Annotated in this window: 19 protein-coding genes and 2 tRNA genes; 2 read left to right on the top strand and 19 right to left on the bottom strand. The window is 65.6% G+C overall.

Annotation, left to right across the window (positions count from 1 at the left end; all coding sequences use genetic code 11):
- Window positions 1–292 precede the first annotated feature (292 nt).
- Together HCZ97_RS00710 and HCZ97_RS00705 are read right to left on the bottom strand one after the other, a co-directional pair.
- Window positions 293–1,222, bottom strand: coding sequence for a hypothetical protein (locus HCZ97_RS00710; RefSeq protein WP_167686728.1), 930 nt, complete (start codon window positions 1,220–1,222; stop codon window positions 293–295).
- A 27-nt stretch (window positions 1,223–1,249) separates the two neighbouring features.
- Window positions 1,250–1,942 carry a DUF6345 domain-containing protein gene (locus HCZ97_RS00705; RefSeq protein ID WP_167686727.1) on the bottom strand — a complete coding sequence of 231 codons (693 nt, stop codon included), beginning with the start codon at window positions 1,940–1,942 and terminating at the stop codon, window positions 1,250–1,252.
- Between the two features lie 355 nt (window positions 1,943–2,297).
- Here HCZ97_RS00705 and HCZ97_RS00700 point away from each other — a divergent pair, with 355 nt between their 5' ends.
- A complete protein-coding gene (locus tag HCZ97_RS00700) occupies window positions 2,298–3,908 on the top strand; it encodes an alpha-D-glucose phosphate-specific phosphoglucomutase (protein WP_167686726.1) in 1,611 nt (536 codons plus the stop codon).
- A gap of 337 nt (window positions 3,909–4,245) precedes the next feature.
- On the opposite strand, the gene HCZ97_RS00695 is transcribed toward HCZ97_RS00700, so the two are convergent.
- The 15 genes from HCZ97_RS00695 to HCZ97_RS00625 all read right to left on the bottom strand — a co-directional run bounded on the left by HCZ97_RS00695 (window position 4,246) and on the right by HCZ97_RS00625 (window position 14,138).
- Entirely contained in the window at window positions 4,246–5,409 is a 1,164-nt protein-coding gene (locus HCZ97_RS00695) for a DUF6538 domain-containing protein (protein ID WP_368484299.1), read from the bottom strand.
- Window positions 5,410–5,489: 80 nt separating this feature from the next.
- Window positions 5,490–5,564: transfer RNA gene (locus HCZ97_RS00690), tRNA-Phe, on the bottom strand.
- A gap of 130 nt (window positions 5,565–5,694) precedes the next feature.
- Window positions 5,695–5,895, bottom strand: a complete 201-nt coding sequence (locus tag HCZ97_RS00685) for a DNA gyrase inhibitor YacG (RefSeq protein ID WP_167686724.1) — start codon at window positions 5,893–5,895, stop codon at window positions 5,695–5,697.
- Window positions 5,892–6,971, bottom strand: coding sequence for a ribonuclease E/G (locus HCZ97_RS00680; protein WP_167686723.1), 1,080 nt, complete (start codon window positions 6,969–6,971; stop codon window positions 5,892–5,894). The genes HCZ97_RS00685 and HCZ97_RS00680 overlap by 4 nt, the downstream gene beginning before the upstream one ends.
- Window positions 6,968–7,546, bottom strand: coding sequence for a nucleoside triphosphate pyrophosphatase (locus HCZ97_RS00675; RefSeq protein WP_167686722.1), 579 nt, complete (start codon window positions 7,544–7,546; stop codon window positions 6,968–6,970). Before HCZ97_RS00675 ends, HCZ97_RS00680 begins: the two co-directional genes overlap by 4 nt.
- A gap of 13 nt (window positions 7,547–7,559) precedes the next feature.
- Complete coding sequence (gene infA / locus HCZ97_RS00670) at window positions 7,560–7,778, bottom strand: translation initiation factor IF-1 (protein ID WP_007792573.1); 219 nt, start codon at window positions 7,776–7,778, stop codon at window positions 7,560–7,562.
- Between the two features lie 46 nt (window positions 7,779–7,824).
- The gene (locus tag HCZ97_RS00665) at window positions 7,825–8,736 is read right to left on the bottom strand and encodes a carbon-nitrogen hydrolase family protein (RefSeq protein WP_167686721.1); all 912 of its coding nucleotides are present in this window, start codon (window positions 8,734–8,736) and stop codon (window positions 7,825–7,827) included.
- Window positions 8,733–9,314, bottom strand: coding sequence for a GNAT family N-acetyltransferase (locus HCZ97_RS00660; protein WP_167686720.1), 582 nt, complete (start codon window positions 9,312–9,314; stop codon window positions 8,733–8,735). Before HCZ97_RS00660 ends, HCZ97_RS00665 begins: the two co-directional genes overlap by 4 nt.
- Window positions 9,311–9,709 carry a ketosteroid isomerase-related protein gene (locus tag HCZ97_RS00655; protein WP_167686719.1) on the bottom strand — a complete coding sequence of 133 codons (399 nt, stop codon included), beginning with the start codon at window positions 9,707–9,709 and terminating at the stop codon, window positions 9,311–9,313. The genes HCZ97_RS00660 and HCZ97_RS00655 overlap by 4 nt, the downstream gene beginning before the upstream one ends.
- Window positions 9,710–9,711: 2 nt before the next feature.
- Complete coding sequence (locus HCZ97_RS00650) at window positions 9,712–10,194, bottom strand: low molecular weight phosphatase family protein (RefSeq protein ID WP_167686718.1); 483 nt, start codon at window positions 10,192–10,194, stop codon at window positions 9,712–9,714.
- 6 nt (window positions 10,195–10,200) lie between these two features.
- The gene (locus HCZ97_RS00645; RefSeq protein ID WP_167686750.1) at window positions 10,201–10,680 is read right to left on the bottom strand and encodes a UPF0262 family protein; all 480 of its coding nucleotides are present in this window, start codon (window positions 10,678–10,680) and stop codon (window positions 10,201–10,203) included.
- Between the two features lie 132 nt (window positions 10,681–10,812).
- Complete coding sequence (gene hisD, locus HCZ97_RS00640) at window positions 10,813–12,117, bottom strand: histidinol dehydrogenase (protein WP_167686717.1); 1,305 nt, start codon at window positions 12,115–12,117, stop codon at window positions 10,813–10,815.
- Window positions 12,118–12,215: 98 nt separating this feature from the next.
- On the bottom strand, window positions 12,216–12,689 hold the full coding sequence (locus tag HCZ97_RS00635; RefSeq protein WP_167686716.1) for a DUF2948 family protein: 474 nt from the start codon (window positions 12,687–12,689) through the stop codon (window positions 12,216–12,218).
- A 3-nt stretch (window positions 12,690–12,692) separates the two neighbouring features.
- Window positions 12,693–13,958 carry a UDP-N-acetylglucosamine 1-carboxyvinyltransferase gene (gene murA, locus HCZ97_RS00630; RefSeq protein ID WP_167686715.1) on the bottom strand — a complete coding sequence of 422 codons (1,266 nt, stop codon included), beginning with the start codon at window positions 13,956–13,958 and terminating at the stop codon, window positions 12,693–12,695.
- Between the two features lie 6 nt (window positions 13,959–13,964).
- Window positions 13,965–14,138, bottom strand: a complete 174-nt coding sequence (locus HCZ97_RS00625) for a hypothetical protein (protein WP_167686714.1) — start codon at window positions 14,136–14,138, stop codon at window positions 13,965–13,967.
- A gap of 116 nt (window positions 14,139–14,254) precedes the next feature.
- On the opposite strand from HCZ97_RS00625, the gene HCZ97_RS00620 reads away from it, so the two are divergent.
- Window positions 14,255–14,329, top strand: a tRNA-Thr gene (locus HCZ97_RS00620).
- Between the two features lie 302 nt (window positions 14,330–14,631).
- On the opposite strand, the gene HCZ97_RS00615 is transcribed toward HCZ97_RS00620, so the two are convergent.
- Together HCZ97_RS00615 and HCZ97_RS00610 are read right to left on the bottom strand one after the other, a co-directional pair.
- Window positions 14,632–16,053: a TrkH family potassium uptake protein gene (locus tag HCZ97_RS00615; protein WP_167686713.1), complete on the bottom strand. Its 1,422-nt coding sequence runs from the start codon at window positions 16,051–16,053 to the stop codon at window positions 14,632–14,634.
- Window positions 16,054–16,324: 271 nt separating this feature from the next.
- Complete coding sequence (locus HCZ97_RS00610; protein ID WP_167686712.1) at window positions 16,325–18,238, bottom strand: acyl-CoA synthetase; 1,914 nt, start codon at window positions 18,236–18,238, stop codon at window positions 16,325–16,327.
- Window positions 18,239–18,281: the final 43 nt, after the last annotated feature.

Here is an 18,281-nt window from a genome sequence, read left to right as displayed (position 1 = left end):
CCACCACACTGCGCCGCAGCCATCGGCCGGGGCAAAGCCGGCTGTCCTGTGCTGCTTCAGCCGGACGCGCCTTGCGGCTCACCTATTATAGGAAGAGAAGAATATCTGCGGCAACAGTGTCAACGTTCCGCTAGGTAAATAAGGGATATTGCGTCCTTTTTCATCCCTTGCGGGCATACCCCACACCTTCGGATCACAGCCGTTGCGCCTGCGCCACCCGGGTCTCACCGCGAAAACAGGCAGTGGCGCACCTTGCAGTGCGCCACTGTTCATCAACCGGATCGGCGCGGCGTCAGTTCATGCCCAGGGAGAAATGGGCAGAGCCCAGGCCAAGCTCTGCATAGGCCTTGGCACCGGCCACCGGGGCGACCCGCCCGATGAAGTAATGATCCTGCTTGCGGTCCGGGAAATCCACGCGCGCCTCGTATTCCAGCGCCGGGAAGAGCACCCCCTGGAAGACAGCGGCGGGCATCGCCATCAGGCCCAGGCGCATCCGCTGGATCGTGATGCGGCCACCCTTTTCCGCCGCGATCATCAGGTCGGGATCTTCCAGCAGGCCAGCGGCCAGCGCGGCCTCCTGCCCGCCGATCCGGACCTTGCCCACGCCCCTTGGCTGGCGCCAGACGTTGATGGCCCCGGTCGGGATCACCCCGCCATCGCCGGGGATCATGTCGACCAGGGTCTTCGCCCCGGCCCCGATCACGGGCAGCCCTTCCAGCTCATAGCCCATGACCACGGTCGCCTCTCCGGCACCGCTGCGCAGGGGTTCGCCCTTATCGTCGGCTTCGGCCACCTGCACCAGGCGCAGCTCCGGGCGGGTTGCGTGCTTCATGTCGAACTGGCCGATCTCTGCCAGCTCCGCCGCCAGGTCCATCGCCCGTGCGGCGGCCTTTTCCCCCAGCGTCAGAACGGCCTCTCCGTCCCGGTCGCGGGCCTTTTCAAGGTCGGGCCAGTCCAGGAACTCGTCCCGGCCCTCCTCGTCGTGGACGGTGGTTTCCGACCAGACTGCGCCGGAGGCGGCAAAGACCTCGACCGTGCCTCTCTTTGAGGTCCGCGCACGGCCATGTTCGGTGTCCACCTCGTGCAGCTTGCCCAGGTCCAGGCGCTCTGCCAGGCCCTCCACGCCGCGGGCACGGGCCTCGAAATCGGGGGCGGTGCAATGGACGACCGGCAGGGCCTCGGGAATCTCCGGGATCTCCGTATCGAAACGAATGGCTTTCATGTTCAATGTCATCTGTTCAATTCCTTCTCAGCAGGTGCCGCGGGCCCAGAAGAACGTCCGCCCCGTCACGGGATCGGAGGGTTCGCTGGTCCGGAATTTCTCGTTGTAGGTGCTGGTGTAGCTGCCGCCGCTCGTGTTGCCGGAGGCGCGCATGTAGGCCCAGTCCACGTTCGACCCTTCCACCATGCGATTGGCCTTTTTCCAGGCGCTGCGGATGGTGTTGTGGCTGTAGAAGAAGGGCACCAGGGCATGGCCGACGCCCCCGTACCAGGCAAACCAGAAGCCGCGCTTGTCACGCCCGCCCCCAGAGAAGGAGTTGGTGTGGAAGCCGCACATGTAATGCAGGCGGCTCCAGGCCGGGATCCAGTCCCAGGTGCTGTTGTTGGCGTCATGGCGCAGCACCTGACAGGCATGGCTGGCCCAGACCTCAAGGTCGCCGGCGCCGAAGTCGATGCTGTCAGAGGTGCTGACCGCGCCGTCCCAGACGCTGAAACTGCCGGGCGATCCGTGCGAGGACATCATCAGGCAGTCCACGTTATCGGACTTTTCGTCATAGTTCGCGGTGACAACGAAGTCCTTCTCCAGCACCGCGCTGTCGCCGTGATCTTCCGACCAGTCATAGCCGGCGACCATGTCGAAGGTCGACGCGAAGCTCTGCGCCTCGATCCGACGACCGTCCACTCCATCCTTGATCCACCAGGATCCCATACGTCTTGCCATGGCTCACGTCCTCCAAATGATTTCCGTTGAAAAATGGGTCTTGTTCAATGCAGCAAGCCTGCGCCCTTTCGCGCCAGTCGCGTAGTCTGGAATACCTTACCCTGCGGAAGCAGGGCCGTTCCGCTCTGCCCCGCCCCGCTAGCCGCCGCCTGGAGCCGGCATAAACGCAGCGATCCGGGTTTTCGGGCGGCGGGACGGCCCCTCCTGCCCGGTCGAAAGGCGTTTTGCTGCCATGCGCGACAGAATCTGCGCTGACATCATGTCAAAGTCATGCAATCGCGATAGTTTGACCCCCATGCAGACCGCAAGATTTCCGCGGGCCGCATTCCGCGAAATATTAAGGACGACAGAATTCATGGACGTGAAAATTAAGCCGGTAACCCCTTTCGATGGCCAGAAGCCCGGCACCTCGGGCCTGCGCAAGAAGACCCGCGTCTTCATGGAGCCCGGCTATGTCGAAGCCTTCGTCCAGTCCATCTTCAACGCCATCGACGGCTGTCAGGGCAAGACGCTGGTCGTGGGCGGTGACGGGCGCTATTTCAACGCCGAGGCGATCCAGACCATCCTGCGCATGGCCGCCGCCAATGGCGCGGCGCGCTGCATCGTCGGCCAGGGCGGCCTGCTCTCCACCCCCGCGGCCTCCAACCTGATCCGCCAGCGCGGCACCGATGGCGGGCTGATCCTTTCGGCCAGCCACAATCCCGGCGGCATCGATGAGGACTTCGGGCTGAAGTACAACATTTCGAACGGCGGCCCCGCACCCGAAGGCGTAACCGCCGCGATTTTCGAGCAGACGAAGACCCTCTCCGAGTACAAGACGCTGGAGACCCCGGACCTGGACCTGACCGCCCTGGGCGAGGCCGAACTGGGCGACATGGTGGTAGAGATCGTCGACCCGGTGACGGATTACGCCGCGCTGATGGAGACGCTCTTTGACTTCGACGCGATCCGCACCCTGCTGACCAGCGGCTTCACCATGAAGTTCGACGCCATGCACGCCGTCACCGGCCCCTATGCCAAGGCGATCCTGGAAGGCACCCTGGGCGCACCGGCGGGCACCGTTCTGAACGGCGAGCCCTCTGTCGATTTCGGCAAGGGCCACCCCGATCCCAACCCGATCTGGGCCAAGCCGCTGGTCGACATGGTCATGGCCCCGGACGGCCCCGATTTCGCCGCCGCCTCCGACGGAGATGGCGACCGGAACATGATCCTGGGCAAGGGCGTCTACGTGACCCCGTCGGACAGCCTTGCCGTGCTGGCCGCCAATGCGCACCTGGCCCCCGGCTACGCCCGCGGCCTTGCCGGGGTGGCGCGGTCCATGCCCACCTCCCGCGCGGCTGACCGCGTGGCTCAGAAGCTGGGGATCGAGGCCTATGAAACCCCCACCGGCTGGAAGTTCTTCGGCAACCTGCTGGACGCGGGCAAGGCGACGCTTTGCGGAGAGGAAAGTGCCGGCACCGGCTCTGACCACGTGCGCGAAAAGGACGGCCTCTGGGCCGTGCTGCTCTGGCTCAACATCCTCGCCGTGCGGAAAATGTCCGTGGCAGAGATCCTGATGGATCACTGGAAGACCTACGGGCGCGATTACTATTCCCGCCACGATTACGAGGCCGTGGATGCCGGTGTCGCCAATGCGATCATGGACGACCTGAAGGCGATCGAAACCCCGCCCGAGGGGATCGAGAAGATCGACAGTTTCTCCTACACGGATCCGGTCGATGGCTCCGTCTCTGAAAACCAGGGGATGCGCGTCTATTTCGAGGGCGGTGCCCGCGCGGTGATGCGCCTGTCGGGCACCGGCACGGAGGGCGCGACCATCCGTCTTTACCTGGAGCAATACACCCCCGCCGATGGCGACCTTGGCATCGAAACCCAGGAAGCCCTGACACCGCTGGTCGAGGCCATCGACGCGCTCACGAACCTCAAGACCCGCTCCGGCCGTGATGGCCCCGACGTGATGACCTGAGATGAAGACATGGCGGGGCGCTGAAAAGGCGCCCTGCCCCTGATCTCTCCAGCACCGCCCCCTCGCGGCGTGCGGTGCTGGTCCCCCGGAACACGCGCTGAGCGAGGGCGGCGGCAACGGCGGCGCGCACGGCGGACAGCAGATCCTGTGAGAGTACGGCTTCAGATCACGCAGCCCCCGGGCACCACTTCCTTCGGCCAACTTATTGATACGCCTCGCATCTTTTGCGACGGAGGCCTGTGGTAGGACATGGCGTTGCCCGAAGGCCTTCGCAGACCGGCAAGACAGTTTACCGAATGCTACCGTGGAAGATGCGAGCCAAAGGCCCGCCCCCGGCCTAGAGCTCTTCCACCCCCAGCTGGAGCCATTTCCGGAGGACCTGCAGCGGATAGCCTTGTCCGTAGGACTGCCCTACCCCGTCCGTCTCCCAGCCCCCGATCTGGTCCGCCACATCCGACGGACATTCAACGGCTCTCAGCCGATCCCGCATCGCGTGGCGGAAGCCATGCATCGTTCCGCCTTCCTTGACCTGTTGCTTGATCCACTTGTTCAACGCAGCGCTGGCCGAGTTGGCATTCGTGACCTTGCCATCCGTGTAGCGAGGAAAGGCGTAGTCCCACGCAGGCCCCGCAGACAGGATACGGTGCGCCGCCCAGAGGGATTCTCCGACCAGGGGCACCTTCCGTCCGCTGGACCTGGTCTTCAGCCGCCGCCAGGGATGGGGCCGGATCACGACATGCGGGATTTGGGAGGAAAGGACGATGTCGTCCCGCTTCAGACCGGCAGCCTCTGCCAGTCGCATCCCGGTGTCCGAGATCAGGGCGACAAGCCAGCGCAACTCGTCATCGTGCCTCCGACACTGGGACTGGACACGCAGCACGGCTTTCCGGCTCAGGGGCTTGCGCTCCTTCACGCCTTGGGAGCGGTCGTAGTAGACGCCGGTGAAGGGATTGGTCATCTCAAGACCGACCTCGCTGATGGCGAAGTTGATGACGGCGCGAACGGTCCCGAAGATCCGCGTAATGCTGCTGCCGGTCAGCCCCTTCGCGATCAGGGCATCCCAGAAGGCCGTTGCATCCGTCTTGCGGTACCTAGTCAGGTCCTTGTCGCCACAAGCGTCGATCACGTAGCCGCAGGAGAGCTCGGCGGCGCGGGCGAAGGTGAGCGGGCGCCCTGCCCCCTTGAGACGCAGGTAGATCCCGACGGCCTCGGACAGCGTTACGGAAGGGCTGTCAGGCTCTGAGGCTACGACTGTCGCGACCTGCATGTTTTCCTTGCGCCGCAGCAAATGCTTGCCGGGAAGATCCTGATCCTGGACCCGCAGGTAATACCAGTATTCGTCGAGCCGCTGCGCTGCTCGCTGAGCGCGTGAGGCAGCGACAGGCGCGGACTTGGTACGCAGCGAGTAACAGATCTTGCCGGACGAATAGTGCTGCTTCAGATCGCTCGGCACACGCCGTTCGAAGTAGAAGATTCCGCGCTTGGTGAATGAATGGGGCACCGAAATGTCATACGCCATGTCCTACCACAGGCCTCCGTCGCAAAAGATGCGAGGCGTATCAATAAGTTGGCCGAAGGAAGTGGTGCCCGGGGGCGGAATCGAACCACCGACACGAGGATTTTCAATCCACTGCTCTACCCCTGAGCTACCCGGGCACGGGAACGGCATCTGCCGTTGGGTGGAGGCGTTCTAGGCGAGGCTGGGGGGAGTGTCCAGAGGGTTTTTCGCAAAAACCAACAACATTCCCTCACGTCCGCCTGGCTGCGCGCGAAGGCCCTGCGAAGACTAGGAAAATCGGCCCTCGCGCAGGGCCTTTTCGACCTCTTCCTCGACCGCGTCCAGCGCGGCTTCGATGTCTTCGGGATCGCGGGAGGGCACGGCGTAGCTGCCGTTCATCCAGCTTGCAAGGTCACGATCCGCGCAGCGGCTCGAGCAGAACGGGCGGTACTTCGGATCGGAATCGGATTTGCAGATCGGGCAGGTCATCCAGCCAGTTTCGCAAGAATCGGCCCCAGGGGCAAACGGGCCCGTTTGCGCTGCAGCTCGTATCCGCCAAGGGGGGTCCAGCCGGCCAGGACCGTCTCGACGCTGTCCTTGCGGAAAGCCGCGCGCAGGGCGCTTTCGAACTGCCGGCGGTCCTTCTTGCCCATGGGGGCCAAGTCCAGGTAGACGATGCCGCCCAGCCCGCGCACGCGCAGCTGGCGGGGCAGCTCACGCACCGCCGCCAGGTTGGCCTTGAAGCCCGCGGCGGGGCTGCCATCGGCGCCGGTGTTCACATCGACGCTGACGCAGGCGCGGGTCGCCTCGACAAAGATCTGGCCGCCCCCGGGCAGGGCCGCGCCGCCGATGAAGGGTTGCAGCAGGTCCAGCACGCCCGCGGCCTCGAAAGGCGCCAGCTTGTCCGAACTCATGCCCGAGACCACCTGCCCCGGCTCCCAGTCGCGCAGGGCCAGCTCATGGGCCGTGGGACCATCCACCAGCAGCTCGGGGCCGCTGCCCTCGTCCGCCATCACGTTGGCGGCCAGGTCGGCCATGGCGGCGATATCCTCCGCGATGACGTCCAGGTCCACCTCTTCCGCGCAGGCAGAGCGCAGGATCAGCCCGGCGCCGTCAGCGGCGATCGGGTGATCGGCAAAGACCTCGTGGGCGACTTCCATCAGGCTGTCGCGCAGGTCGTCATCCTTGATGGCGCGGGAAATGTTCATCCCCGGCGCATCGGGCGTGACGATGGCATAGCGGCTCTTGAACAGAACCTTGGTGGTGATCGGCAGCGCCTTGCCCGGTTCGGCAAAGCCGGTGACCTGCACCAGCAGCGCCTGGCCCGGCTTCAGCCCGCGCACCTGGCGCAGGAAGCCGGAGCCATCGGGGGTCTTCACGAACATGCCGCCCTGCCCCTTCACGGGACGGTCGGCAATGGCGCGGTAGATCGTGCCCGGCGCCGGCACCGAAGGGTCATCGATCAAAAGGTCGGTCACCCGCCCCTCCTCGATCAGCGCCGCCATCTCGACCTCCGTGTCCGCATCGCGTTTGAAATGGTCGAGTACGATCTGCCGATCCGTCATGTCCGGTCCTTCCAGAGCGGCCATCCGGCCGCGGTAAGCAAAGTGGCGGTCTCTGCCACGGGCAGCCCCATCACGGCGGAATAGCTGCCCTGGATCCAGGGCACGAGCGCCCCGGCCAGGCCTTGTATACCATATCCGCCGGCCTTGCCCTGCCAATCCTGGCTGGCCAGGTAGCCGTTCACCTCGTCATCGCTCAGGCGCTTCATGCGCACCTGGGTGACGACGTCGCGTTCCCAAAGCCGGTCGCCCGCCTTCACCGCCACGGCGGTGATGACACGGTGCCGGCGGCCTGACAGCGCCCAGAGGAACTCTGCCGCCTGGCCCGCGTTCTCGGGCTTGCCCAGGATGCGGCGGCCCAGGGCCACGGTGGTATCGGCGCAGAGCACGATTTCATCCCCCGCAGCCTTGACCGCGCAGGCCTTTTCCCGGGCCATGCGCGCGCAATAGGGGCGCGGCAATTCGCCGGGTGTCGGTGTTTCGTCGATATCGGGGGGGCGGATGTCGTCGGGTGTCACCCCCAGCTGGGCCAGAAGCTCCAGCCGCCGGGGGCTTCCCGAACCGAGGACGAGTTTCAAACCCGGCCTCGTATTACTTGAAGCGATAGTTGATCCGACCCTTGGTCAGATCGTAGGGGGTCATTTCAACCTGGACCCTGTCGCCTGCGAGGACACGGATGCGGTTCTTGCGCATCTTGCCTGCCGTATGTGCGATGATTTCATGGCCGTTCTCGAGCTCGACCCGGAATGTCGCATTCGGCAGGAGTTCCTTCACGACGCCGGGGAATTCGAGAATATCTTCCTTGGCCATGTGGTCTCCTGAATTGATGAACCCGCCGCGGACGGCAGGATGACGGCTAAATGGGCCTTTCCGCGGAGAGTTTCAAGCTTTGAATCGCTCCAAGCGGTACGGATTCGGACGGAGTGACGGCAGGTTGCTCTGCCCAATGGGCCCGGTTGCGTACATTTCCTGCCGCGCGGGCCTCGGCGATGGCCTGCGTGTCGACCTCGGCATAGGTCCAGCCGGGAGCGTCCAGCACCCCTTCGGCCAGAACGCCGGTGGGCGGAAAGCCCCGGTCCGGCGGGCCGAAGATGCCGCCGGTGCCGCAATTGACATCCACCGCCTCCAGCAGGGGATAGACCCCCACGACAGAGGACATGACCGCCACGCATTGCCCTTCCAGCGCGCGGGCCATGGCGCCGATGCGCACCCGCCAGTAGCCCTCAAGCGCTTCCGTGCAGGAGGGAACCAGCAGGATCTCCGCCTCTGACTGGGCGCGGGCCAGCAGGGGGAATTCGCTGTCATAGCAGATGTTGATCGCGATTCGGCCGAGGGCGGTCTCAAAGACCTTCAGCGGCCCCTGCCCGACCACACCCCAGGGCGCGCGCTCCCAAAGGGTCATGATCAGCTTGTCCTGGAAACCCGTCTGGCCATCCGGCGTGTGCAGGTGGGCGCGATTGACGATCTGCCCGCCCTCCAGCACCGGACCGGAAGCGCCCAGGATATGCACCCCGTGCTCCGCCGCCAGCCGCAGGTGCAGGGCGTTCACCTCTGGCATCAGGTCGCTGATGAAGCGGCTCGCGGCCTGCAGATCGGTCCAGACGGCCTCTTCGCTGAGCGAGGCCAGCTCCATCGCGCCGTACTCGGGAAAGACCAGCAGGTCCGCCCCCTGCCCTGCGGCCTCGGCCACCCAGGCGGAAAGCTTCGCCTCATAGGCGGCCCAGTCAGTGAAAACATCCAGCGGATAGGCGGCGGCAGCGATTTTCATCCCAGTTCCTTCATCCAGAATTGCAGCAGGTGATCGGACTCACCCTTGGTGCCGATATCGGTCCACCTGAAGTTTGCCACGATTCCCGGCAGGGGTGCATAGCCGCGTTTTTGCCAGAAACCGTCCAGCAGGCGATAGCCCTCGGGGCGCATCGGGTGATCCTTCGGACGCAAGACGCTGCAAAAGGCAGACCAGCGGCGCTCCAGCTTGCGGGCATGAGATTCGCGCGCATCGAAGAAGGCATGGCCAAGCCCCTGCCCGCGATAGGCCGGCAGCAGGACCGACTCCGCGCAATAGAAGATCTCTTCCAGCGGTTCGGGGCGGGTGGCGAAGGGCTCCGCGAAATCGGCGGCATGATACTCCATGCCCATGCCCGTCGCCGCGCCCACGATCCGGCCCTCGTCGATGGCTGCGACAACCACCGCGCTGCGCCCGGTGTAGACCTTCAGGTAATCGCGTTCGTAGTCCAGGTCGCCGTCGTAAAGGTAGGGCCAGTCGCGAAAGACCTCGATCCGCAGCCGCGCCACGTCTTCAAGGGCCCCCTCCAGCGCCTCGCCCGTCAGGACCTCGACCTTCATTTGGAAACCTGGGCCACCCAGTCGGCCAGGTTGTAATAGGTCGTCACGCGGGAAATCAGCCCGGCCTCGTCCAGCTCGAAGAAGGACCCCCCCGGCAGGCGATAGGTTTGCCCCTTGGCCTCCGGCAGGCCCTCGTCCGTGACCAGGTATGTGCCGTTGACGATGAACTCCGCGGCGGCGCGGCGGCCCTCTTCGGCCTCGAAGATCACCATGTCCGTCAGCTCCTCGCGGTAGCAGCGGGTCATGTGGTCGTTGAACTCCGCGAACAGCGCCTTGCCGCGGCGGATCTTGCCCTCGTTGACGTGGTGGGCCACGTCCTCGGACAGGCAGTCAAGCATGGTATCCGTGTCGCCCGCGTTGAAGGCGGCGAAGTAGCGGCGAATGGTCTGGGTCATGGTCAGTCCTGAAATTTCTGCGCCCGCAACGCATGGGGCGGCGGTCCGAATTTCTCTGTCAGCCGGGCGACGATCTGGTCCCGGCTCTGGCGATAGGCGTTCAGTTTCTGGTCGCGCGTCTCTCCGATCCCGGTGGGATCCATGATCGGCCAGTATTCGACCTCAAGATGGAAGAAGCGCGTCAGCTCAAGGGCGGATCTCTGGCTGGCCGGCGACAGCGCGACGACCAGGTCAAAGCTGCTCAGGTCATCGCCCCATTGCTGCATTTCCTCGAAGGAGCGCGACCGATGGCGGGCCAGTTCCACGTCGAACTCCCCGCAGACCGCAATGGCGAAACCGTCGATTTCCAGATCGTTGTGAACCCCCACGGACTGCACGTAGACCCCGGTCCCGTACATGCGCTTCATCAGCCCTTCCGCCATGGGAGAACGCACCGCGTTATGGTCGCAGCAAAATAGGACCGATTGCGGGAGTGCCGCTGCCAAGCCGTCTTATCCTCCGAAGTGCAGCACGCAAACCAGAGTGAAAAGCCGGCGTGCCGTGTCGTGATCCACGATCGCCTTCCCTTCGAGTCGCTCGACCAGAATGCGCGCCCCTTCATCATGGATGCCCCGGCGGGCCATGTCGATGGTCTCAATCTGCGCGGGAGGGAGATTTTTCACGGCATCGAAGTAACTTTTGCAGATTGCAAAGTAATCCTTCACCACTTGGCGGAACGGCCCCAGCGACAGAAGGAACTGCACCGCGGGCTCGCCGGCCTCTGTGACGATGTCGAAAACCAGCCGCTTGTCGCGGATCGACAGGGCCAACTTGTAAGGCCCGTCGGGCACGACCCGGTCATCGCGCTGCGGCAGAGAAAAGGAATTCTCCTCCAGCAGGTCGAACAGGGCAACACGCCGTTCCTGCTCGATCTCCGGGGTCGGAGGCGGCAGGTTGCGGTCATCCAGCTCGATTTGGGCTATGCGCGACATTGTCATTTTTTCCAGTCAGCTCGGCCAGTCAGGTCGGGAGGCCACTCCTCCCTGTAATCTATGCTGCAACGCAGAAAATTTCCACCTGATCTTTATAAAAAGTTAACATTAGAGTGATCTTTTGCCCCAGCGTCACTTGCCGTTCAGCTTGTCCAGCCGTGCACGTACAGAAAGCCCATGCGCTTCAAGGCTTTCCGATTGGGCCAGCACCTCTGCGGCCGGTCCGATGGCGGCCAGCGCGCCCGGTGTCATCCGCGCAATCGTGGTCCGCTTGAGGAAATCCAGCACCGAAAGCCCGGAAGAGAATCGCGCAGAACGCGCCGTGGGCAGCACGTGGTTCGGGCCGCCGACGTAGTCGCCGATGGCCTCCGGCGTCCAGGCGCCCAGGAACAGCGCGCCGGCGTGAATGCAATGCTCTGCCAGGGCCTCGGGCTCGGCCACGCAAAGCTCAAGGTGTTCCGGCGCAATGCGGTTGGACAGCTCTGCCGCCTCTGCCATGTCGCGCACGATGATCACGGCGCCGAAATCGTCCCAGCTCTTGCGGGCGATCTGGCGGCGTTCCAGCGTCTCAAGGCGCTTTTCCACGGCGGCGGTCACCGCCTCTGCCAGCGCGGGGCTGTCGGTGATCAGCAGCGATTGCGCGCTTTCGTCGTGCTCGGCCTGGCTCAGCAGGTCCAGCGCGATCCAGTCGGGATCGTTGTCCTTGTCCGCGATCACCAGGATCTCGGACGGGCCGGCGATCATGTCGATGCCCACCTTGCCGAAGACCCGGCGCTTGGCAGCCGCCACGAAGGCATTGCCCGGCCCGGTGATCTTGTCCACCGGCGCGATGCTCTCCGTGCCATAGGCCAGGGCCGCCACGGCCTGGGCGCCACCGATGCGGTAGATCTCGTCCACCCCGGCGATGCGCGCGGCCAGCAGCACCAGCGGATTGGCCACGCCCCCCGGCGTCGGCACCACGATGGCCAGGCGCTCCACCCCGGCCACCTTGGCCGGGATCGCGTTCATCAACACCGAAGAGGGGTAAGAGGCCAGCCCCCCCGGCACGTAGAGCCCGGCGGCAGAGACCGCCGACCAGCGCCAGCCCAGCGTCGCGCCATCCGGGTCGGTCCACTTGTCGTTCCCCGGCATCTGGCGCACGTGGTAGGCCCGGATCCGCTCGGCCGCGCGTTCCAGCGCCTGGCGCTCGCGCGTCGGCACCTGGGCGATCAGCGCATCCACCTCGGCCTCGGAAAAACGCAGGGTCTGCGGGGTCAGCTCCAGCCGGTCGAACTTTGCCGTCAGCTCGATCAGCGCCGCATCGCCGCGCGCGCGCACATCGGCAATGATCGCCGCCACGGTATCGTCCACATCCGGGCTGTCCTCGCGCTTGGCGCCCAGCAGCTCGGTGAAGCGGGTCTCGAAATCGTCTGTGTCCGTGGACAGAAAATAGGTCATTGCGCCATCCTGCGGGGCCGGGTCCCGATGCGCCCGAATACCGGCCGCCCTGGGGTTCGGGCCTCCTTAACGGTGGGGAGGGGCCGCTTCAAGCGGCGCTACTGCGGGTGGTCGGGCACCTTGCCAGAGGGCGCCACATAGGGCCGCGTCACATCGCGCAGCACCGCTTCCAGCGCCTCCACCTTCAGGCGGATCGCGCCGTCACCGGCCAGCGTCACCAGCACATGCCCCGAGGGCGCCTCTTCCCCGGGAACGAACTCAACCGCCAGGGTGGAAAGCACGATCTCGGGGTTGCCGCGCTCGACCCCTTGCGAGGAGACGCTTTCCACGTTCTCGAACATCAGCAGGGATTGCACCCGCTCCGCCCCGTGGCGGTCGCGGGCGCCGTCTTCCCAGCGGAACCGGTTCAGCAACATGGCAAAGCGGCGCTCCTTGGGCAGGTAGCGCATCTCTGCCGCGGGGATCACCGCGTCCTGGATCAGGGCAGAGATCACCTGAAGATCCTCGGGGGCCAGCGCCCCCAGGTTCAGTGCCTTCTCGCCGCCGTCCTCGAACCTTGCGTCTTCGACCATGATCTAGCCCGTCACCCTTTCGATCTTCGCACCCACGCCTTCCAGCTTCTCCTCGACCCGCTCGTAGCCGCGGTCCAGGTGGTAGACGCGGTTTACCACGGTCTCCCCCTCTGCGGCGAGCCCCGCAAGGATCAGGCTGACAGAGGCCCGCAGATCGGTGGCCATCACCGGCGCGCCCTTCAGCTTCTCGACCCCGTGCACCGTGGCATGGCCCCCCTGCACGTCGATGCTGGCGCCCATGCGGATCAGTTCCGGCGCATGCATGAAGCGGTTCTCGAAGATCTTCTCTTCCAGCACAGAGGTGCCATCGGCGGTGCACAGCAGCGCCATCATCTGGGCCTGAAGATCGGTGGGGAAGCCGGGGAAGGGCTCGGTGGTCACATCCACCGCCTTCACCCGCGACCCGTTGCGATCCACGATCAGACCCTTCTCGGTTTCCTCGATATGGACCCCGGCCTGCTCCAGCTTGAGGCAGAAGGCCTCCACCAGGTCACGGCGCCCGCCCAGCAGCTCCACCCGGCCGCCGCAGATCGCCGGCGCCAGCATGAAGGTGCCCAGCTCGATCCGGTCGGTGACCACGGGATGGGTGGCCCCGCCCAGGCGATCGACGCCCTGGATGGTGATCGTGCTGGTGCCCTCGCCGTCGATCTGCGCACCCATGCGCCGCAGGCAATGGGCCAGGTCCACGATCTCCGGCTCGCGCGCGGCGTTCTTCAGCACGGTCGTGCCCTTGGCCAGCGTCGCCGCCATCAGCGCGTTCTCCGTGGCGCCCACGGAGACGATGGGGAACTCGAAGGTCCCGCCCTTCAGCCCGCCGACGGCCTTGGCATGAACGTAGCCGTCCTTCAGCTCCAGCTCCGCGCCAAGCGCTTCCAGCGCCTTCAGGTGCAGGTCCACGGGGCGCGCGCCGATGGCGCAGCCCCCGGGCAGCGACACGACCGCGTGGCCCTCGCGCGCCAGCATCGGCCCCAGCACCAGGATGGAGGCCCGCATCTTGCGGACGATATCGTAATCCGCCCTGTGGTTGTTGATGTCATGAGAGGACATCGCCAGCACCTTGCCATCCTGCATCGAGGTGACTTCCGCCCCGAGGCTTTGCAGCAGCTCGGTCATCGTGCGGATATCGGACAGCCGCGGCGCATTGGTCAGCGTCAGCGGCTCCTCGCTCAGCAGCGTGGCCGGCATCAGCGTGAGACAGGCATTCTTGGCGCCCGCGATCGGGATCTGCCCGTTCAGCGGGCCATTGCCCGTCACCAAAATCGAATCCATCTGCTCCTAGCCTTCCTTATTGTCGGCATCCGGTCCGGCGGCGGGGTTTTCCGTGGCGTCATCGCAGGCCCGTGCCCGCGCCTGCGCCTTGCGCCGCCCAAGGTTGGCCTTGAGTGCCGCTTTCAGCCGCTCTTCCCGTGTCTGCGGGCTTTCGCCCTTCTTGCCGTTCCTGCCTGTCATGACCCTTCTCTAAACGAGGTCCGAAAAAGGGTCCAGATTATGCTTGCACCCCTCTTCGTTTGCGTCTAATCAGCCGCCCACGGTCACCGGGACAGCAGCTTCCGACGACACGTAGCGCCGCAGTAGCTCAGTGGTAGAGCGCACCCTTGGTAAGGGTGAGGTCGGGAGTTCAATCCTCCCCTGCGGCACCATAAATCCCCTTGAAACAAAACGTTTTTCCGCTCGGCGCCTGGGTTGCCTCTCTGCGCCTGTCCGCCTAGCCTGCAAGGGATACCGCGCCGTTTCGTCCGCCCTGGGGCGCAACAAGTCCCCCGCGCCCTGCCCCGCAGGACGCCCGGCCGGATCCCGCGATCCGCCGGCGGCGCGTCGCGCGAACAAGGCTACCACCCGGCCTTCGGGATTCGCGCGCGCAGCACACCCCCACGCGATCCCGCTGGGGCCCGGCCCGGAATACCGGATGACGTGAGGGCAGATTCGCGCCGGGCGGGCTGTGTCAGCCCCGGACCTCGCGCCAGAAGGCGGGCATCAGCAGCACGTAGACGGTCAGCAGCTCAAGCCGGCCCAGGTACATGCCCAGCACCAGCACCAGTTTCTCTGCCGCGCCCAGGGGCGCGAAGTTGCCGGCGGGGCCGATGACCTCGCCCAGGCCCGGCCCCACGTTGGCCAGCGCGGTCAGCGCGCCGCTGACCGCCGCGTCCAGCTCCATCCCCAAGAAGGCCAGCACGATGGCGATCACCGATGCGGTGACTGCGTAGAAGACGAAGAAGGCCATGACCCCGTTCAGCACATCAGGCGCCACGGCGCGTCCCTCGTAGCGGATCTGGCCCACGCTGTGGGGCGCATGGACATGGCGCACTGCGCGCTTCAGGGAGCGGGCGAAGATCAGCCAGCGCAGGGCCTTGGCCCCGCCCGATGTCGATCCCGTGCAGCCCCCCACGATGGTCAGACCCAGGAAAGCCACCTGCGCGACTGGCCCCCAGACCGTGTAATCCGTGGTCGCATAGCCCGTCGTCGTGACCACGGAGACCACGTTGAAGGCCACCAGGCGAAAGGCCTCGGCCACCGGCAGGGACCGGGTCACGATCAGCCAGGCCGCCAGCACGACGATCACCACGGAGAGGGTCTTCAGCATGGCCGCGACCTGTTCGTTGCCGAAGGACCGCTTGCGCCAGCCGCGGATGTACCAGGCAAAGGGCAGCCCCCCCGCCAGCATGAACCCCGTGCCCACCCATTGCAGGTAAGCGCTGTCGAAATGGCCGAAACTGGCGTCGTAGTTGGAATAGCCCCCTGTCGAGAGGGTCGTCATCGCATGGGTCGTGGCGTCGAAGATCCCCATGCCGCCCGCCTCGTAGAAGACCCCGCAGAGCAGCATCAGCCCCAGGTAGACCGCCAGCGTCGCCGCCGCAAAGGAGGCCGCCGATCCGATCTCTTTCTCGCTGCGGTCAGAGCTTTCGGTCTGGAACAGCTGCATGCCGCCCACCCGCAGCACGGGCAGCAGGGCGATGCCGGTCACGATGAAGCCCACGCCCCCCACGGCCTGCAGGATCGCCCGCCACAGCAGGACGCCATGGGGGGTCTGGTCCAGCCCGCTCATGACCGTGGCCCCGGTGGTGGTGATTCCGGACATGGATTCAAACAGCGCATCCACCGGCGTCAGCCCCGCCATCCACAGCGGGACAGCGCCCGCCAGCGCCGCCGTCACCCATATCGAAGAGGTCAGCAGGAACCCGTGCAGCCGCTGCAAGCCGGTGAAGGTCGCAGAGGCGCAGATCGCCAGCAAAATCCCCGGGAAGCCCGTGAACAGCGCGGATTCGGCAAAAATGCGGGCGGTGTCGGGAAAGATCAGCGCATCCAGAAGCATCAGGGCGGCTGAGAACAGCAACGCGACACCGTTGACGAAGATCACGAAATTCATGGCGCCATCCAGTCGGGACCATCCCGATGAGCCAGCCGGAAACCCCGGTTGCGGATCCAAGGATCCGGCGCTGCCATAGACAGTCAAAGGGGAATTGGCAATCGCGCAGCCGGATCCGCATATTTGCAGAGTCAGAAAGGTGAGTGCCCAGGCCATGGGCGAAAGCGGCCTGCACGCGCGCCCGGCAACGCAAAAGCCGGGCCCCGAAGGCCCGGCCAATCTGGTCTCACTGCCCGTGCCTTGCCGCCCCTCAGCGACGGGCGGGCGCGGCTCAGGCGGCTTCGGTCGCCTCGGCCCACTCCCAGGGGCGGGTGAAGTTGCCCAGCACATGGCGCAGCTTCTCTTGATCCACCTCGCCCGTGCGGCGCAGCCGGGCGGTCAGCCCGCGCTTGCGGTCATCCACGACCTCCGTGACCTCTGCCGCCACCCCGGCATCCGCCAGGGCCGCGTCATAGACCCGCTTGATCGCCAGCTTGCGCAGGTCCGGCTTGAAGACCTTGCCCACGGCGGTTTTCGGCAGCTCGTCCAGGATCTCCACGTGCTTGGGGATCGCGGCGCGCTCATGAACATGGACCTTGCAATGGGCCATCAGCTCCTCGGCATCCGCCGTGGCACCGGCCACCAGCTCAACGTAGACGCAGGGCAGCTCTCCGGCGCGGGCATCGGGCTGGCCGATCGCCCCGGCAAAGGCCACGTCGCGGTGAGAGGCAAGGGCATCCTCGATCACCGCCGGATCGATGTTGTGCCCGCCCCGGATGATCAGGTCCTTGGCCCGGCCGGTGATGAACAGGTAGCCCTCTTCATCCAGCCGCCCCAGGTCCCCGGTGCGCAGGTAGCGATCGTAATGGAACAGGTCCGCGTTCTTGGCCGCCTCCGTGTAGGTGGAGCCGGGATAGACGCCGGGGCTGGCGATGCAGATCTCTCCGACCTCGTCGGGCCCGCATTCGCGGACCTCCCCCTGGGAATTGTCCAGGATGCGCACCTCCGTGTAAGGGAACGGCACCCCGACAGAGCCGTACTTGCGCTCGCCCTGGTCCGGGTTGCAGGAGACCAGGCAGGTCGCCTCGGTCAGCCCGTAGCCCTCCAGGATCTTGACGCCGGCGGCCTTCTCGAACCGCTTGAACAGCTCCTGCGGCAGGGCGGCAGAGCCGGAAAACGCCAGTTTCACCGTGGACAGGTCCGCATCCACCGGGCGCTGCATCAGCGCGGAAAAGGCCGTGGGCACCCCGATGATGAAGGTAGATTTCCAGCGCTCGCAGAGCTTCCAGAAGTTGTCGAAGACCCCATCGCCCCGGTAGCCGGCAGGGGTGGGGAAGACGATATGCGCGCCCGATGTCGCCGCGCCGATCAGCATCACCTGGCAGGCAAAGACATGGAACATGGGCAGCGGGCACATGATGCTGTCGTCCTCGCGGAACAGCAGCGTGGCCCCCAGCCAGCCGTTGTAGACAATGCCGGACACCAGGTGGCGCGCCACCTTGGGCATGCCGGTGGTGCCGCCGGTGTGGAAATAGGCCGCCACGCGGTCTTCCGGCCTGTCGTCGAATTGCAGGGTCGTGGGATATTTCGCCATCTCGGCCAGCAGCGGCTTCACGTCCGCATGGCAGCGCGCAGGCATCTTGGGGCGCAGCAGCGGCACCAGCCAGGACTTGGGCGGGCCCAGGTAGCGGTTCAGGTCGATTTCCAGCACCGTGTGACAGGCCGGCGCATGGCGCACGGCCTCTGCGGTCTTCTGGGCCACGTCGGACTTGGGGAAGCTCTTCAGCGTGACCACGACCTTCGCCCCGGTCTCCCGCAGGATGGAGGCGATCTGTTCCGCTTCCAGCAGCGGGTTGATCGGGTTCACGATGCCCGCGACCATGCCGCCCAGGGTGACAACAGCGGTCTCCAGGCAATTGGGCAGCACCAGCGCCACCACGTCATCCGCCCCCACGCCCATGGCGCGGAACATGTTCGCCGCCTGCGCCACCTGGCCCTGGAACTGCCGCCAGCTCAGCGTCTCTGCGCGGTCCCCGGGACCGGATTCAAGCTGGAAGGAAATCGCGTTGCGCTCGGGGAAGGCCGTGGCGGTCCGGCTGATCATCTCGAAGACGGTCTTGGGAACGTCCCGCGCCTCCCATGGCATTTCATTGGTCAGGCGTTTTGCGCCCTCGACACCTGTGTAGGCCAAGTTCTCTCCTCCCATTCAGCTCCCCTCCGCTCCTCCTCAGGGCGGGTCAGGGTCCGCA

Source organism: Pseudooceanicola sp. HF7 (assembly GCF_011806405.1).
In the GTDB taxonomy this organism is placed as follows: domain Bacteria; phylum Pseudomonadota; class Alphaproteobacteria; order Rhodobacterales; family Rhodobacteraceae; genus Pseudooceanicola.
This window is presented reverse-complemented; position numbering and strand designations above follow the sequence as displayed.

What these genes read in the sequence shown, in the direction of transcription:
- HCZ97_RS00665 (WP_167686721.1), bottom strand. Translation starts at nt 8,736, where the DNA reads ATGAAAATCGCTGCCGCCGCCTATCCGCTGGATGTTTTCACTGACTGG.
- hisD (WP_167686717.1), bottom strand. Translation starts at nt 12,117, where the DNA reads ATGACCTATTTTCTGTCCACGGACACAGACGATTTCGAGACCCGCTTC.
- HCZ97_RS00660 (WP_167686720.1), bottom strand. Translation starts at nt 9,314, where the DNA reads ATGAAGGTCGAGGTCCTGACGGGCGAGGCGCTGGAGGGGGCCCTTGAA.
- HCZ97_RS00710 (WP_167686728.1), bottom strand. Translation starts at nt 1,222, where the DNA reads ATGAAAGCCATTCGTTTCGATACGGAGATCCCGGAGATTCCCGAGGCC.
- infA (WP_007792573.1), bottom strand. Translation starts at nt 7,778, where the DNA reads ATGGCCAAGGAAGATATTCTCGAATTCCCCGGCGTCGTGAAGGAACTC.
- HCZ97_RS00655 (WP_167686719.1), bottom strand. Translation starts at nt 9,709, where the DNA reads ATGACCCAGACCATTCGCCGCTACTTCGCCGCCTTCAACGCGGGCGAC.
- murA (WP_167686715.1), bottom strand. Translation starts at nt 13,958, where the DNA reads ATGGATTCGATTTTGGTGACGGGCAATGGCCCGCTGAACGGGCAGATC.
- HCZ97_RS00610 (WP_167686712.1), bottom strand. Translation starts at nt 18,238, where the DNA reads ATGGGAGGAGAGAACTTGGCCTACACAGGTGTCGAGGGCGCAAAACGC.
- HCZ97_RS00615 (WP_167686713.1), bottom strand. Translation starts at nt 16,053, where the DNA reads ATGAATTTCGTGATCTTCGTCAACGGTGTCGCGTTGCTGTTCTCAGCC.
- HCZ97_RS00680 (WP_167686723.1), bottom strand. Translation starts at nt 6,971, where the DNA reads ATGACGGATCGGCAGATCGTACTCGACCATTTCAAACGCGATGCGGAC.
- HCZ97_RS00635 (WP_167686716.1), bottom strand. Translation starts at nt 12,689, where the DNA reads ATGGTCGAAGACGCAAGGTTCGAGGACGGCGGCGAGAAGGCACTGAAC.
- HCZ97_RS00705 (WP_167686727.1), bottom strand. Translation starts at nt 1,942, where the DNA reads ATGGCAAGACGTATGGGATCCTGGTGGATCAAGGATGGAGTGGACGGT.
- HCZ97_RS00645 (WP_167686750.1), bottom strand. Translation starts at nt 10,680, where the DNA reads ATGTCGCGCATAGCCCAAATCGAGCTGGATGACCGCAACCTGCCGCCT.
- HCZ97_RS00685 (WP_167686724.1), bottom strand. Translation starts at nt 5,895, where the DNA reads ATGACCTGCCCGATCTGCAAATCCGATTCCGATCCGAAGTACCGCCCG.
- HCZ97_RS00700 (WP_167686726.1), top strand. Translation starts at nt 2,298, where the DNA reads ATGGACGTGAAAATTAAGCCGGTAACCCCTTTCGATGGCCAGAAGCCC.
- HCZ97_RS00625 (WP_167686714.1), bottom strand. Translation starts at nt 14,138, where the DNA reads ATGACAGGCAGGAACGGCAAGAAGGGCGAAAGCCCGCAGACACGGGAA.